Source organism: Acinetobacter sp. YH12086 (assembly GCF_013419345.1).
In the GTDB taxonomy this organism is placed as follows: domain Bacteria; phylum Pseudomonadota; class Gammaproteobacteria; order Pseudomonadales; family Moraxellaceae; genus Acinetobacter; species Acinetobacter amyesii.
In genome coordinates, this window is sequence record NZ_VPAF01000002.1 from 60896 (window position 1) to 75585 (window position 14690).

The following is a 14690-nucleotide window of genomic DNA, read 5'->3' on the forward strand; positions in this document are numbered from 1 at the left end:
AAATAGGTGCTCTATGCAAAGTAAATTTAACGTCACATCATTTAAGACACATTTACTTTGCCTAACGGCATGTATTAGCCAACAGTTGTATGCAGAAACAGGTTCTACGGAACCTGTTTTACTTCCTGAGATTACCATTGAAGCACCACGAACCAATACCACATGGTTAAAAACACCGGCATCGGTATACCGGGTACAGCAGGCTGAAAATAATAACAATACGGGTGTGAATCTGTCTGAAACCTTAAAAGGTGTGCCCGGACTACAACTGAATAACCGTGAAAACTATGCACAAGACTTGCAACTGTCTATGCGAGGCTTTGGCGCACGTTCAACATTTGGTGTGCGTGGTATCCGTTTATATGTTGATGGAATCCCTGCGACCATGCCGGATGGTCAGGGACAGACATCAAATATCGATATGAGTAGCTTAAATCATATCGAGGTATTGGGCGGGCCATTTTCCTCTTTATACGGTAACTCTTCGGGTGGGGCGATTTTAACAACGACCAAACAAGGTATAGGAAAAGACTCTATCGAACTCGGCTATTCAGGCGGCAGTCATCATAAAAGTCGTGCTGACATTGTGCTGCAAGGTGGCTCAGAACAGGCCAATGAACCTAGCTATGTCGTGAGTTCTTCTTATTTTGAAACCGATGGCTACCGTGATCATAGTGCCGCAAATAAAGTACTTAGCAATGCAAAACTGAGTTGGGATTTGGATGATGGTTCCAAGGTCAATTGGATTGTGAATCATGTGGATATCAATGCCGATGACCCACAAGGTCTGAATCGGGAGCAATTGCGTCAAAATCCAAAACAAGTTAATGATGCCAATAATACCTATGATGTACGTAAGGAAATTAGCCAAACTCAAACTGGGTTGACGTGGAAAAAACCATTGAATGATCAGCATGAACTTAATGCAATGGTATATATGGGGCAACGTGATGTGGTGCAGTATCAGTCCATCCCCAAAAATCCACAAAATAATGCGCGCCATGCAGGCGGTGTGATTGATTTTAGCCGTGATTATTATGGAACAGATATTCGCTGGACAGGCAAAGACCTCTTACCGAATACGCGTTTTACTGCAGGCCTTGCCTTTGATTATATGGATGAAGACCGTAAGGGCTACGAAAATTTTGATGCCAATGGAAATTTTGGCAAGAAAGGCAATATTCGTCGAAATGAAAATAACACCTTGTGGAATTTAGACCCCTATGTACAAGCTTCGTGGAATTTTTTACCCAATTGGACTTTAGATACAGGGCTACGATATAGCAATGTTCATTATGAATCTGACGATAAATATGTCGTGGGTTTAAATAAGGATGACAGCGGTAAAACTGACTATGACAAAGTTTTACCTTCAGCAGCAGTCAGCTGGAATATTGCGCCTCAACTGAATGCCTATGCCAGTTATGCCAAAGGTTTTGAAACACCAACCTTTACAGAAATGGCCTATTCCAAAGATGACGGCATGAATTTTGATTTAAAACCAGCCAGTAGCGATAACTACGAGCTTGGGCTTAAATCACAAAATGCATGGGGGAATTTCACTGCAGCAGTATTCCAAAGTAAAACCCAAGATGACATCGTCTCTGCAGGAAGTATCAATGGTCGTGCAACCTATAAAAATGCCGATAAAACCTTACGTGAAGGTGTTGAGCTTTCGTGGAATAAACAGCTATGGCGAGATTTAAGTGCGCAAGCAAGCTACAGTTATATCGATGCCACTTTTGATGCTGCAATTCCTGACAGCGATGTCGTCAAAGGCACCTTTATACCGGGTATCGCCAAAAACCAAGCGTTTGCCGCACTGAATTGGCAGCCAGATATTGGCTTTAATGCCGGCCTAGATGTTCGCTATATGGATAAAGTCTATGTCGATGATGCCAACAGTGATGCCGCGTCGAGCTATACCGTGGTTTCTGCCAACGCAGGTTATGTGTGGAAACAAGCAGATTGGAAAGTCAAAACCTATGTACGTGCAGATAATTTGTTTGATGAGAACTATGTCGGTTCAGTGATCGTCAATGATGGAAACGGACGCTTCTTTGAACCCGCGGATGGGGTGAATTGGAGTGCAGGATTGAGTGTGACCAAAGCCTTCTAAAAGGAGAGTGATGTGGCGTTGTTATTTCAACCAATTCAGTTTGGAACATTGGGGCTGAGTAATCGAATCGTGATTGCACCCATGTGTCAGTATTCAGCCAATGAGCAAGGGGAGTTAAGCTATTGGCATGAGCAACAATGGGCGAATTATGCCTTGTCAGGTGCCGGACTTTGTATCGTCGAAGCAACGGCTGTACAGGCAGAGGGGCGCATTAGCTATGCAGACCTCGGCCTTTGGAATGATATGCAACGCGCACAGATGAAGGCACTATTGGCCAAGGTGAAATCACTTTCACCTATGCCATTTGCTATCCAACTGGCACATGCGGGTCGTAAGGCATCGACAGATAAACCTTGGGCAGGACGTGGACAATTACCCCCAGATCACCCTCAAGGATGGCAAACTGTTTCAGCAAGTGAGTTGCCCTTTAATGCCACAGATCATGCACCCCATGCTTTAAGCCGAGAAGAAATCCAGCAGATCATTCAAGACTTTGCCGATTCAGCAAAACGAGCGGTAGATGCAGGCTTTGACTTAATTGAGCTACATGCCGCACATGGTTATTTGCTGCATCAATTTATGTCACCATTGTCGAATCAGCGTAGCGATGAATATGGTGGCAGTCTGGAAAATCGCATTCGGCTGACGCTTGAAGTGTTCCAAGCCATGAAAAATGCCGTTCCTGAAGATTATCCAATTGGGGTACGTATTTCTGCAACTGACTGGATGGAATATGCTGAAGCACCGAGTTGGGATCTAGACTCGGCTGTTGGCTTGTCAAAAGCGCTTGCACAACTAGGCACAGCCTATATTCATGTTTCTAGTGGCGGCTTAGATGTTGCACAAAAAATTCAATTACAAGCCAGTTATCAAGTGCCTTTTGCAGAAGCCATTAAGCAAGCCGTTCAGGTTCCCGTAATTGCTGTGGGTTTAATTACCGAAGCAATGCAAGCCGAAGGCATCTTGCAATATGGTATGGCAGATGCGATTGGTCTTGCTCGTGCAATTCAATATGACCCGCGTTGGCCATGGCATGCTGCTGCTGAACTCGGTGAAAATTTAAAAATTTCTCCGCAGTACTTACGCTGTCAGCCGCATGCACAAAGAAGTCAATTTACGGCTTTCTAATTTTCAAAATAGAGGTCCGATCCACACTCTCAGGTTGAGGGTGTGGATGGAAGAGTCTATTACACAGGATATTTCGTATGGTCTTTGAGGTGATTGGTCCAATCTTTTTTCTTTTGGCCTTGGGATATCTATCTGTAAAATGCAGTTTATTGAGCAAAGAACAGGTCGGAACCATTGGTGCATTTGTGATTAAGATTGCACTGCCGGCTTTGTTTTTTCAGTCATTAGCTTCTAAAGATTTGCATCAAATTTGGTATCCCGGCTATTTCTTTGTTTATACCGGAGTCACATTTTTATTGTATGGTATGGCCTATTGGCTATTGTCGACACATTTTAAAAATAATATGTCGCAAACAGCGGTACTGTCACTAGGTGCTGGCATGTCAAATACAGGCTTAATTGGCACTGCTGTCCTAAGCTTATTGGTCGGTCAAAATGCGATGACCTATACCTCACTAATCGTCATCATTGAAAGTGTGCTACTGATTCCAACGGTGCTGGTCCTTGCGCAATTAGGAAGTTCACAGCAAAAAGCCAATATTGGCGACATCATCAAAAATACCTTAATGACCCTGTTAAAAAATCCACTCTTTGCAGGGGTAATGCTAGGGATTGGGTTTGCAATTTTCCAAATTCGTTTGCCACATCAAATCAATGATGTACTAGCGATGTTAGGTCAAACGGCTTCACCACTGGCGCTGTTTGCAATTGGTGGAGGGATTGTCGGTATGAGCTTAAAGTATGTGAATGCTCAGAGCTTCTATTTGGTGATTTCAAGCAACTTGGTGATGCCTTTACTGACTTATTTGGGCTTACGCTATTTGACCGATGTCAGCCAAGAGATGTTATATGCAGGGACGATTATTGCCGCATTACCGATGCCGACGATTTTTGCCATGCTTGGACAAGTTTATGGCTTAAATGAAAAGACCTTAACGCCTTTGTTGATGAGTACTATCTTGGGCTTTGTCGTAACAGGTGTATTAATTAGTCTGTGGTGGGCGTGATTTTGATCAGCTCAAGATTTGCTTAAACCCATGAAAAAGCCCTGCATGTGCAGGGCTTTTTTTAATGCTTAATTAACTCTTTTTCGCATTGGCTTTAGGTGCTTTGGCTTGTTCAGCAATCATTTTATCCACGGTTGCCAAAGATTCTTTGGCTTGCGGAATATTTTCTTTGGCTAATGCGCTAAATATTTTTTTAGCTTCAGGCAAATTTTGCGGGATGATATTGCCATTTACAAACATATTGCCCACCGCCATCAATGCAGGGACATAGCCTTTTTTTGCTAATTCTTGAATGCTATTTAGACCTTGCTGAATAGGCTTTTCATTTTTAGCTTTAAAGCCTGCACTGATGTCATAAAGTGCTTTGGCATGAATCGCAGGGTAGTTGCCTTTTTTAATCAGCGGATCAAGTTTACTGAGTGCCAATTTATCTGACTCAGGTTTATTTTCTGCAAAAAGTAAAATGGCATAGTCGATGGAGGCATCTTCAAAACCTGCCGAAGATGCGCGTTCTAAATATTGTTTGGCCTTGTTGGTGTCTTGTTTTAAGCCCAGTGTGCCCGTTGCATAATTTTTACCTAAAACATAGTTTGCAACAGGGTAGCCTTTGGCTGCAGCCTGTTCATAGAGTTGGATGGCTTTTTTCTCATCCTTCGCTACGCCTTGACCTGTTTGAGTAAGATAGCCCAAATTATAAATAGCCTGAGCATTACCTTTTGCTGCAAGCTTGCTCAGTGTTTGGTAGGCGCCATTCATATCTTTGGCCTTGACCATAGCTTCCACTTTAGCAAATTCAGGATCGACGGCATCTGTTTTAGTTTCAGCAAAAGCGAATTGAGTGCTCATTGCCAAAATGCTTGCAAGTAGGATTTTTTTCATCTTGAAACCTTTTTTAAATCATACACATAATTCCATTTATGTGTTTTGGTGGTTATTTTTGTCGGTTTTTACATCATAGGTAGATTTACGTAAATGTAAAGTGAGGAATTGTGATTTAAAGCGTTTTTATAAAATAATGTTGATTGCCGTTAGCACTTTAAATGCCATGACTTTATTGCATCAAAAGCCTTTGCAAAAAAGCAGGACTCTGATTTAATCGCGCATTGTTATTTTCTCAGAGGCAGCGCGATGTTTATTAAAGGCATTAAACGCAATTACGATAAAATTAATGCAGATGAATCGATTGCAGATGAAGATAAAATTGATGCGCTTTTGATGAAACTGGGCGCAGAGTTTTTAGTTAGTAAAGAGGATCGTGTTTATATCTTCAAAAAAGGCGATTTGGAAGCTAAATTTGATGCCAAACATGCGCGCGCCTATCATTTTAAAGAATATGTCTGCAAAGATATGAATAAGTTGTTTCATGGATTTTGATTAAAATCATGATTTAAAAACGAAGACGTGAGGGGGAATAAAGTTCCTCCTTATTTTGACTGTTGTGTACTGCACCAGCGTATATGATTTAAAAAACCTTAATTTTCAAAAGTATAATATTTTCTAAAAATATAAATTGAATAAAATAGATACAAGGCATCTATGATGAATACAGATATACATGATTCATTGAGATGTATTTAAATATGATAAAAATAAGTGCCATCTTGATCCTTAGTTTCGTCTGTTCAATAACCAGTTGGGCTCAACAACCCAAGCTTGTTCCGCATCCAATCCATTTAAAAAATGGCAAGCAGTTTTCTTTAAATTTGCCTGCAAATTTCGAGATCATTCCTGCTGCTGAAGGTCTCAAACGGGTACGCTTTTTTGCGCAAGCACCTGATCGCAGAATGTTTGTCACGGATATGTATGATCTAACAGATAATAAAAAAGGTACTGTGTATATATTGGATGATTGGAATGCTGACACAGGTAAATTTGGTAAAATCATTCCTTATCTGACCGGTTTGAGAAATCCAAATTCAGTTCAGTTTTATATCGATGCTCAAGGACAGGATTGGCTCTATTTGGCGGAAACGCATCAACTGACACGGCAAAAATTTAGTAAAGGAGACACTCAGCCTTCGAGTAAGGCTGAAGTTTTAGCGACATTTCCAGATTATGGTTTGAGTTATAAATACGGCGGTTGGCACCTGACACGGACGATTGCTATCGGTGGAAATGGAAAAATCTATGTGTCGGTTGGCTCGAGTTGTAACGCCTGTGTAGAAAAAGAAAAAGTGCGAGCATCCGTCATCGAGATGAATCCTGATGGTTCAGAGCAACGGATTTATGCGACAGGTTTGCGTAATGCAGTTGGATTAAAATGGATCGGTAGATTTCTATTTGCGACCAATCAAGGTTCTGATCATTTGGGAAGTAAAAAGCCTGATGAAACTTTTTATGCGTTAAAGCGGGATGCCGATTATGGCTGGCCCGCATGTTATTCATGGCAGGGCAAAGTATTAGCGGATCCTAAATTTAAACGTGCATCTGGCTGTAAAAATGTTCCATCGCCCTATACTTATTTCCCTTCACATTCCTCTGCATTGGGTTTTGATTATTTTGATGACCCCCATACTGATACCGCCATTAAAAATGCTTTTTTAGTGGCTTTGCATGGCTCTACCGACGAGGCGATTGGTCATGGCTATCAAATTGCAATGATGCGTAAAGGACAAAAACTTGAAACCTTTATGGATGGCTTTTTAGTCGGTAAAACGGTGCATGGGCGACCTGCTGATATTTATAAGGTCGATGAAAAATCTTTTTATTTTTCAGATGATCGGGCAGGGGTGATTTATTATGTGAGGGAAAAAATGAGTGATTAAAAAGCCAAAGTTTTTAGGCTTTGGCTGTGAATGATTGGATTTTAAAAATTAATCTTTAATCGTCACTTCCTTTCAGCTATTACCATGAACTCGATGCACCACCACCTCCTGAGCTGCCGCCGGTACTGCGGCTTGAAGAACTGCCATTGGATGAAGACCCGCTGGAACTACCGCCAGAGCTATCACTATCCTCTATAGAGGTGAAGTACCACGGTAAGGGCCATATAAACAAGCTTTGAAGATCGTCAGGATAACGTGTCTTATGTATATATAAACTATTGTGAATGGCAACCCAAAGCGTTCGAGCCAGTAGGGGGAGAAAAGCCAAAAACATCATTAAAGGCACCAGTGAATTTGGCGTGAAAAAACTCAGCGAAATGACCGAAGCTACGTAAATGATTGAGACCCAAATCCAATTTAATTTTAAACGCTGCAGTACATATTTCTTAAAATGAAGGTAAAAATGACAATAATAATTCAGCACGAGCACGAAGAAAAAAATCAGCATACTGCAGAGAATAATCAGACCTAAAGGCTGCCCCGTAATGACCCAGCAAAAGAGCAGATGGAATGTGCCATAAGTCGCCAATTTCATCCTCAGCCCATTATCAAAAATATTCTCTGCTTTCAGGCAGCCATAAAGTGGCATGATATAGATTAAGATCAAGCTACTCATGACCGCATTCCAAATCACAAATATGATGTAATTGACTGGATGCTTAGACGGTTCAGCTAAATCAATATGATTGCTGGGTGCTGAGTCATATTGATAAAGATCCTCAGACATATCATATGTTTCTGCTATGCTCAAAACTGCCTCGGAAGCAGGTTGCTCAATGGGCTTAGGATCAAATGACACCAAGGGCAAATCAAGCCCGAAGAGTTTGGCAACTTGAATTTGCGTTTGGGCAATGCCGAGGTAATATTGTGAATGTTTTAAATGCGGCACTAAGCTATTACGGAGAATCCGTCCAGCCAGAATATCTGGCATATCGCCTTCCAATCCATAACCCACTTCAAAACGTGTTTGGCGTTCATTTTTTGCAATGACCAACAGCAGGCCATTATCAAGGTTTTTATCGCCAATTTTTATTCGGTTAAAACTTTGCTCAGCATATTCTTCAATACTGATCTGACCTAAAGTAGGAACAATTAAAATTTTAAAGTCGACATGCTTTTGTTGATAAAGCTGCTCGTTTTGCTTTTTTAACTGGACAATTTCATCGCGGGAAAGCGAGTTGGTTTGATCGACCACATTGCTATTTTTTAGCTCTTCCAATACTGCTGAATCTATCTCGGCATAAATATTTGGTGATATAAAACAACTGAAGAGAATGAGGCAATTCAATAAGAAAAAGCGAAATGGGAAAGGGATGAGCATTTTTATAAATCTTTATATTTTGTTGTAATTTTAAATAGTAATCAGAATAAGAGCCAAACAACTTTTGTAATTTGGCTCTTATTTTCAAAATTAAGATGCTTAAGCAGGACGTGCCACATCACCATTCAATGCTTCAGGCAATGCTAAAACAGTTACATCTAACTCTTCTAAAGCTTCTGGACGAGCAACAACCAATGCTACATAACCATTATCTACAGCCGCGCTATTGACGACTTGTACGCCTTTATTCAGCTGTTCGCCTTGTGCAGGAGCAGTACCCGTGCCTTGAATTGCATGCAACCAAGCTTTTGGTTTGGCTTTAAACCATAAACGTGCAATCACTTCCTGACCCAAATAACAACCTTTGTCATAGTGGACGCCTTCACGCTGATGTAGACGTAACTCTTGCGGTTGGAACACATGTTCAATGGCTTGGTCAATATAGGCCTGACCCGCTTGAATCGCTTGAACTTCCCATGCTGCAACATCCGTCGGTTCCGAAGCAAATGTCGTTTCATCACCGACTAAACTAGGAAAAACTGCACCAGTTTCTTCAAGTTTCATCTTAGAAAATGCACCATATTTTTTAATATGTTTGGCAAATTCTTCGGCTTGATCTGCTGTAGTGACAATAGAAAAACTTTCAGCACTGTGTTTGGTGAGCCATAAACCAAAATGAATACGGCCTTTGAGGTCGCAGATTGCGGTATAACGTGTTGCATTTTCTTCAAGGCGTTCAACATGCAAAGTCACTTGCCCTTGGAGAAATTTTTGTGCATCGACACCGTTGAGTGAAAAAGATGTGAATGCCATAGACGTTGTCATGACCAGCCTCAGTATAAATTTTAGATATCATTAATCATGTTATTTTGCAGCAAGCCGCAGTGTTAGGCAAACAAAAAGCCCATATTGATATGGGCTTTTATACAGCAGAGATCGGTCTTAGTGACTGTGTGTCGGCATATCGCTTGCAGTCATATCCATAGTGGAATGATGTGAAGGCGGTTCACTATTACAATCATATTGATCGCCACAAATACGCACGGTTTCCATCATGCCTTGATCTTCATGGTCTAAAATATGGCAGTGCAGCACAAAGTCGCCTTCAAATTTTTCGTATTTACTGCGTACAAAGATTTTATAGCCCTGTTTGACGAAGAGCGTATCTTTCCAAACGCCTTTCATTCCATGATATTGCGAGTCAATATTTCCTGCACCATCTTTATCTGAGCTGCCGATCGCACTGACATCGACACCATTTTCATTCAATATTTTCACGACTTGGAATGGATTGACATGAATATGGAAGGGATGACTGGCAACATTACTGCTTAACTCCCACTCTTGAGTTTGCCCGATTGGAAGCTTGCGGACATAGCTATGGTGGGTATGGTCTTCATCATGGTAGGCATCGCCAAAGCTGATCAAGGTCCCTTCTTCGGCATGACGAATACCAAATTTAAAGCTGCCATCTGTATTGAACAGAATGTCAAAGTTGGTGATTTGCTTCGCCATCGTTTTGAGCATTTCATCGACTTCAGCAGTTATTAAACTCGCATGCGAGATAAAGGCTGATAAATCACCCTGTTCGAGCTGTGCAATCACTTCTGGTGCCAGTTTTAGTTGGGTGGCCTGACTTTTTAAGAAGTTAAACGGCGTTTGCTGCGGTAGTTGAGTTGCTTGCACATTGACCCAACCGAGGAGCTGTGTATTGAGTTTTTCTTCTGGTGCGCGACGAAGTAATGGACTTGATTCAGGCGCATTAATTTCATCTTCTAGATTCAGCTTGGCATCGTATACACAGTATTTATTGGTGGTCGGGAAAGAGAGCATGGCATCAAAGCGATAACCCGGCTGAAAAATTTCAATCCCTTGCTTTTGGATTTTCCCCATGGTCAAGCCGTCTTGTGCAAGGGTATATAACGGTAATGTTTTTAGCGTTTTAAACTGTGAAGACATCGACTTGCTTTGATACTTTTGACATTCGCTCAGGGTTTGCTCTGCGGTAAAGAGCGCAGAATCAGGCAGTTCTTTGATGGTCAAACCAATGGTGTCACGGATACCGCCGTGAATCATGCGCCAGCGGTGGTATTGGTTCTGATCCACCTTAATTTCACCAAACATTTTGCCATTGATACTGGTAAAACGATTTTCATCCGCCCATGAGGTGGGTATATCGAGTTTTGAATAATCTTCTAAGCTATAGATGCAGGGTGTACCATTCACTTGGCTTAAATTGCTGTCGCAATCTTCATTGTATTGAATCTGCTGGAATAGCATGATTTTTTCATGGTCATACTGCTGGGTTTTTTGATTTTTCCATAAGATGTCCAAATCTCCAGTCTGCTGAATTTGCCCCTGACGAATGACAGGTTTCCTCTCTCCCTCAATAATCAAAGGGCCAGCCATGCCACTTGAGACCTGAATCGCGGTTGAACCATGCACATGCGAGTGATACCAAAATGTTCCCGCAGGATGATTCGGTTCGATCTTAAATTCGTAATGAAAATCTTGCTGAGGTTTTAAGCTCAAAAATACGTTGTCACTGTTTCCTTGCGGGCTAACCCAAAGACCATGTGTATGTAAATTTGTGGTGTTAAAACAGTTCCCTTGGTTAATATTGGTCACTGGACTTGGACAGGTCTCCGTCGATTCAACAGGGAGGTGATTGACCAGATGAATTTTTAAATTGTCACCTTGTTTCGCACGAATTTGTGGGCCGACCAACACATCAGAAACACTGCCATCGCTATTTTTAGAGTTCCAGAGTTCAGGTTTAGTCAGATAGCCTCTGACCTGTAATAGGTCATTTTCACCCGTTTCAGGGTCGTATAAGGCTTGGCGTTTATAGGCAATCAGCAGTTCATGCTCACCTTGTGCATTGGCTTTCAAACGTGGTGGATTCGAGATGACAGTCGGTGAGTCTACTTCCTCTTCTTGAATCGTCGAATCCGTTGTCGATTGGTCGTTGTCGCCACAGGCAATGAAGCTGAGACAGCTTAAGAGGCAGCCAGCCCCAATGATGGTTTTAAATTTTGTCATGATCTTTCCCCAAAGCATAATGACGGTTGAACAGTAATCGCAGATTTATTTAGCTAAGGTTTTGTAAATATTGTGATTATTTTGGCGAGTACAGCGAATTACTGTGCTTGTATGTCGTGCTTTTATTATCTGAGAGTGGGGTGATTCGACGCTATCCCTGCAAATAGGGATAAATTGAGAATTAAGATAAAATAAATAATAAAACCGTGTTTTGATTCACATTATGACTTTGAGGCGCAATGAGCTAATAAAATAATTTCATGCCTTGATTATTAAATACTAAAATTGATAAGACTGATTTTTAATCAATTTGGTTGCTGTTTAGATTAAATATTATGCAGTGCAATTTTCCTTAGACTAAAGAATGAGGCGGATTTGCAGCTATTTTTCAAAAAAATTCACATTTAGAGCGAATATTCCAAAGTTAGTGTAACTAAATATTTCAAAAACCCCTGTTTTTATATTTAACTCTATGAAATATATGAGATTTGGGAAATGGGTTTTCGGCAGTGTAGTATGCCTATCGAACAAAGATGAATTGTCTATGAAAAAGACAACGCAAAAAAATGAAAGACCGAGGGCAGGAACGCTATGAACAACAACTACCGTAAACCGCTGCAAGGCACCCAGCTAGAATACTTCGATGTACGCCAAGCCGTAGAAGATATTCAGCCAGGCGCATACGCAAAACTCCCATATACATCTAAAGTCCTTGCAGAGCAGTTGGTTCGTAAATGCGACCCTGCAATCTTAGAACAGTCTTTAAAAGAACTGATTAACCGCAAACAAGACCACGATTTCCCTTGGTACCCTGCACGTGTGGTGTGCCATGACATCTTAGGTCAAACAGCCTTGGTTGACCTTGCAGGCTTGCGTGATGCGATTGCAGACCAAGGCGGTGACCCGTCAAAAGTCAATCCTGTTGTTCCAACGCAGCTGATTGTTGACCATTCTCTAGCTGTAGAGTTTGGCGGTTTTGACCCAGACGCATTTGAGAAAAACCGCGCGATTGAAGACCGTCGTAACGAAGACCGTTTCCATTTCATTGAATGGACCAAAACAGCATTTGAAAATGTCGATGTGATCCCTGCGGGCAACGGTATCATGCACCAAATCAACTTGGAGAAAATGTCTCCAGTGATTCAAAACCGTGATGGTGTCGCATTCCCTGATACTTGCGTGGGCACAGACTCACATACGCCGCATACTGATGCATTGGGTGTGATTTCTGTCGGTGTCGGCGGTCTAGAAGCTGAAAACGTGATGCTGGGACGTGCATCTTGGATGCGTCTGCCCGACATCATTGGTGTAGAGCTTGTCGGTCAGCGTCAAGCAGGCATTACCGCAACTGATATCGTGTTAGCGCTTACAGAATTCTTGCGTAAAGAACGTGTCGTCGGTGCTTATTTAGAGTTCTTCGGTGAAGGTGCAGACAGCATGTCTGTAGGTGACCGTGCAACGATCTCGAATATGACCCCTGAATATGGCGCAACGGCAGCGATGTTCTACATCGACCAAAACACCATTGATTACCTGACTTTGACAGGCCGTGAAGCGGATCAAGTGAAATTGGTTGAAAGCTATGCCAAAGAAATTGGTCTTTGGGCGTCGGATATGACAGCGGCAGAATACCCGCGTGTACTACGTTTTGATTTATCACAAGTCACTCGTAATATTGCAGGTCCATCGAATCCACATGCACGTGTATCAACCGCTGATTTAAAAGCGAAAGGCATTGCAGGTAACTTAGAAGCAGCACGTACGCAAGAAGCTGAAGGTTTAATGCCTGATGGCGCAATCATCATTGCAGCAATCACCTCATGTACAAACACTTCTAACCCACGTAATACCGTGGCAGCAGGCTTACTTGCACGTAAAGCTAATGAGTTAGGACTTGTGCGTAAACCTTGGGTGAAATCATCTTTTGCACCGGGTTCTAAGGCTGCGGCTTTATACCTCGAAGAAGCTGGTGTACTCGGTGATTTAGAAAAGCTCGGCTTTGGTATCGTGGCGTATGCATGTACCACGTGTAATGGTATGTCAGGTGCTTTAGATCCAAAAATTCAACAAGAAATTATTGATCGTGATTTGTACGCAACTGCGGTACTTTCAGGTAACCGTAACTTTGACGGCCGTATCCATCCTTATGCAAAACAAGCGTTCTTGGCTTCGCCTCCACTCGTTGTGGCGTATGCCATTGCAGGTACGATCCGTTTTGACATCGAAACAGATGCGTTGGGTAATGACAAAGACGGCAACCCAATTTACTTAAAAGACATTTGGCCGTCTGATGCTGAAATTGATGCATTGGTGAAAGAAGCAGTGAAACCTGAACAATTCAAAAAAGTGTATATCCCAATGTTTGATTTGGGTGAGCGTGTTCAGGCAGCAAGTCCGTTATATGACTGGCGTCCGCAAAGTACCTATATTCGCCGTCCGCCGTATTGGGAAGGGGCTTTGGCTGCGCCACGTACTTTGGCAAATATGCGTCCTCTTGCGATTTTGGGTGACAACATTACCACGGATCATTTATCACCATCGAATGCGATCATGATGGATTCGGCAGCAGGTGAATACCTACATAAAATGGGCGTGCCTGAGGAAGACTTTAACTCATACGCAACGCACCGTGGGGATCACTTGACTGCTCAACGTGCAACATTTGCCAATCCTAAATTGTTCAATGAGATGGTGGTTCGTTCTGACGGTACGATCAAGCAGGGTTCTAAGGCGCGTGTTGAGCCTGAAGGCGAAGTAATGCGTATGTGGGAAGCGATTGAAACCTATATGAATCGTAAGCAACCGCTCATCATTGTTGCAGGTAAGGACTATGGCCAAGGTTCTAGCCGTGACTGGGCTGCGAAAGGTGTGCGTCTTGCTGGTGTTGAAGTGATTGTTGCGGAAGGTTTTGAGCGTATTCACCGTACTAACTTGGTGGGTATGGGCGTGTTACCGCTTGAGTTTAAAGCTGGAACTGACCGTAAGACGTTAAAGCTTGATGGTACTGAGTTGTATAGTGTGATTGGTAATATTGCACCGCGTTCTGATTTAACTTTAGTGATTGAACGTTCTACGACTGATGGCAAAAATGAAATCATTAAAGTGCCTGTAACGTGCCGTTTGGATACCGAAGAAGAAGTACATGTGTATGAAGCGGGTGGTGTATTGCAACGCTTTGCACAGGACTTTTTAGAAGGGAATGTGGCTTGATAGTTTAAGCTGAAATAATTGAAATTGTTTAAAAAACA

Annotated in this window: 10 protein-coding genes; 6 read left to right on the forward strand and 4 right to left on the reverse strand. The window is 42.1% G+C overall.

Going from position 1 to position 14690, the window contains the following annotated elements:
* Nucleotides 1-13 precede the first annotated feature (13 nt).
* The 3 genes from FTU29_RS03520 (at nt 14) to FTU29_RS03530 (ending at nt 4254) form a co-directional block, all read left to right on the forward strand.
* Nucleotides 14-2119 carry a TonB-dependent receptor gene (locus FTU29_RS03520; RefSeq protein WP_180120462.1) on the forward strand — a complete coding sequence of 702 codons (2106 nt, stop codon included), beginning with the start codon at nt 14-16 and terminating at the stop codon, nt 2117-2119.
* Between the two features lie 12 nt (nt 2120-2131).
* On the forward strand, nt 2132-3247 hold the full coding sequence (locus FTU29_RS03525; RefSeq protein ID WP_180120464.1) for an NADH:flavin oxidoreductase/NADH oxidase: 1116 nt from the start codon (nt 2132-2134) through the stop codon (nt 3245-3247).
* Between the two features lie 77 nt (nt 3248-3324).
* A complete protein-coding gene (locus tag FTU29_RS03530; protein ID WP_180027265.1) occupies nt 3325-4254 on the forward strand; it encodes an AEC family transporter in 930 nt (309 codons plus the stop codon).
* Between the two features lie 72 nt (nt 4255-4326).
* Here FTU29_RS03530 and FTU29_RS03535 read toward each other — a convergent pair whose 3' ends face one another.
* Nucleotides 4327-5133, reverse strand: coding sequence for a tetratricopeptide repeat protein (locus FTU29_RS03535; RefSeq protein WP_180120465.1), 807 nt, complete (start codon nt 5131-5133; stop codon nt 4327-4329).
* 249 nt (nt 5134-5382) lie between these two features.
* Here FTU29_RS03535 and FTU29_RS03540 point away from each other — a divergent pair, with 249 nt between their 5' ends.
* Entirely contained in the window at nt 5383-5628 is a 246-nt protein-coding gene (locus tag FTU29_RS03540) for a hypothetical protein (protein WP_078191141.1), read from the forward strand.
* 206 nt (nt 5629-5834) lie between these two features.
* Nucleotides 5835-7019, forward strand: coding sequence for a sorbosone dehydrogenase family protein (locus FTU29_RS03545; protein WP_180120467.1), 1185 nt, complete (start codon nt 5835-5837; stop codon nt 7017-7019).
* Nucleotides 7020-7098: 79 nt separating this feature from the next.
* Here the strand turns inward: FTU29_RS03545 and FTU29_RS03550 are convergent, their stop codons facing one another.
* From FTU29_RS03550 to FTU29_RS03560, 3 genes are all read right to left on the reverse strand, one after another.
* Nucleotides 7099-8298: a YgcG family protein gene (locus FTU29_RS03550; RefSeq protein ID WP_180120469.1), complete on the reverse strand. Its 1200-nt coding sequence runs from the start codon at nt 8296-8298 to the stop codon at nt 7099-7101.
* Nucleotides 8299-8499: 201 nt separating this feature from the next.
* The gene (locus FTU29_RS03555; protein ID WP_257226892.1) at nt 8500-9225 is read right to left on the reverse strand and encodes a folate-binding protein YgfZ; all 726 of its coding nucleotides are present in this window, start codon (nt 9223-9225) and stop codon (nt 8500-8502) included.
* A 117-nt stretch (nt 9226-9342) separates the two neighbouring features.
* Nucleotides 9343-11442, reverse strand: a complete 2100-nt coding sequence (locus tag FTU29_RS03560) for a multicopper oxidase family protein (RefSeq protein ID WP_180120477.1) — start codon at nt 11440-11442, stop codon at nt 9343-9345.
* Between the two features lie 591 nt (nt 11443-12033).
* Between FTU29_RS03560 and acnD the strand changes: the two genes are divergently transcribed.
* The gene (gene acnD / locus FTU29_RS03565) at nt 12034-14652 is read left to right on the forward strand and encodes a Fe/S-dependent 2-methylisocitrate dehydratase AcnD (RefSeq protein ID WP_180120479.1); all 2619 of its coding nucleotides are present in this window, start codon (nt 12034-12036) and stop codon (nt 14650-14652) included.
* The last annotated feature ends 38 nt before the right edge of the window (nt 14653-14690 follow it).

What these genes read in the sequence shown, in the direction of transcription:
- FTU29_RS03520 (WP_180120462.1), top strand. Translation starts at nt 14, where the DNA reads ATGCAAAGTAAATTTAACGTCACATCATTTAAGACACATTTACTTTGC.
- FTU29_RS03530 (WP_180027265.1), top strand. Translation starts at nt 3,325, where the DNA reads ATGGTCTTTGAGGTGATTGGTCCAATCTTTTTTCTTTTGGCCTTGGGA.
- FTU29_RS03535 (WP_180120465.1), bottom strand. Translation starts at nt 5,133, where the DNA reads ATGAAAAAAATCCTACTTGCAAGCATTTTGGCAATGAGCACTCAATTC.
- FTU29_RS03540 (WP_078191141.1), top strand. Translation starts at nt 5,383, where the DNA reads ATGTTTATTAAAGGCATTAAACGCAATTACGATAAAATTAATGCAGAT.
- FTU29_RS03545 (WP_180120467.1), top strand. Translation starts at nt 5,835, where the DNA reads ATGATAAAAATAAGTGCCATCTTGATCCTTAGTTTCGTCTGTTCAATA.
- FTU29_RS03555 (WP_257226892.1), bottom strand. Translation starts at nt 9,225, where the DNA reads ATGACAACGTCTATGGCATTCACATCTTTTTCACTCAACGGTGTCGAT.
- FTU29_RS03560 (WP_180120477.1), bottom strand. Translation starts at nt 11,442, where the DNA reads ATGACAAAATTTAAAACCATCATTGGGGCTGGCTGCCTCTTAAGCTGT.
- acnD (WP_180120479.1), top strand. Translation starts at nt 12,034, where the DNA reads ATGAACAACAACTACCGTAAACCGCTGCAAGGCACCCAGCTAGAATAC.